The sequence below is a fragment of the Mycoplasmopsis fermentans PG18 genome, assembly GCF_000209735.1.
GTDB classification, from domain to species: domain Bacteria; phylum Bacillota_I; class Bacilli_A; order Mycoplasmatales; family Metamycoplasmataceae; genus Mycoplasmopsis; species Mycoplasmopsis fermentans.
In genome coordinates this window covers 546,205-547,330 of the sequence record NC_021002.1, presented here as the reverse complement: position 1 = coordinate 547,330, position 1,126 = coordinate 546,205, and the positions used below count along the sequence as shown (strand labels likewise).

The window sequence follows — 1,126 nt, the reverse complement described above, 5'->3', positions numbered from 1 at the left end:
GTTTAAAACCATTGCATAATTATCAATGTGACGGAAGTTGGTTATAAGAGACTTATTTTTTGCAATATTTTCCATTTCAATTTAGTAAAATTCCTGTAACTGTTTTGTAGTGAGTAGCATATATTTTTCCTTTCTAAAATAACAAGGGCATTAAAAACTCCGGTGGGTCTTTTTTTTCAAAGGGGGAGGTATATATAGTCCTGAAATTTTAATTTTGGGAAGTATATCACTATATATTCCCTGTTTCTTTAGGAAAATTCGGTGTATAGGTTAAAGCATAGGAAAAAATTATTGATTTGATTTCCTTAGTTGGTGTGGTGGTTTGATATAAATGTATAATACATTTATATAAACCACATACAATATGAAGTAAGATAATAAATAATTTTTAAGTTAAGTTTAAATATAAAAGAATTTTCCTAAAATAAAAGTATTTTGAAAAGTAAACTCATTCACCTATTTGAACAAAAAAACCTGGCTAATACCAGGTCTTGACTATTTATTAGAATACTATTTAGGTGTTATATAAAAAAACAGAAAATCAACTATTTAAACTTGATTCCGAAATTAAAGATAAATTGCAAAAATCTATTTTGCAATATGCAATTCAGGGAAAATTGGTTAAACAAGATCCTAATGATGAACCAGCTTCTAAGCTTTTAGAAGCTATACAAATTGAAAAAAATAAGCTAATTAAAGAAGGAAAAATAAAGAAAGATAAACAAGAATCTTTAATTTTTCAAGGTGAAGATAAAAATTATTATGAGAAGATTGGCTCAAAAGTTATAAATATAACAAACGAAATACCTTTTGAAATACCAAAAAATTGAGTCATTGTTAAAATAAGTAACATTTCTTTTAGGATAGATAAAAAAAATATAATAATAAAAACTAAACAAATATTATCAACAGGCAAATATCCTATAATTACACAAGGCCAAAAATTTATTGAAGGATATACAAATAATGTAAATAATATTTTTAAAGTTAAAGAACCGATTATAATCTTTGGAGATCACACAAAAACAACAAAATTTGTAGATTTTAACTTCGTTCCAGGAGGCGATGGTACTGTTTTTTTGAAACCTTTAAAAATTAATCCTTTATTTTTTACTACCTCGTGAAT

At 25.2% G+C, this 1,126-nt stretch carries 2 pseudogenes; one reads left to right on the top strand and one right to left on the bottom strand.

Going from position 1 to position 1,126, the window contains the following annotated elements:
* A pseudogene (locus MBIO_RS05295) lies at nt 1-120 on the bottom strand (DnaB-like helicase C-terminal domain-containing protein); the annotation flags it as partial.
* Nucleotides 121-518: 398 nt separating this feature from the next.
* Here MBIO_RS05295 and MBIO_RS05080 point away from each other — a divergent pair.
* A pseudogene (locus tag MBIO_RS05080) lies at nt 519-1,126 on the top strand (hypothetical protein); the annotation flags it as partial.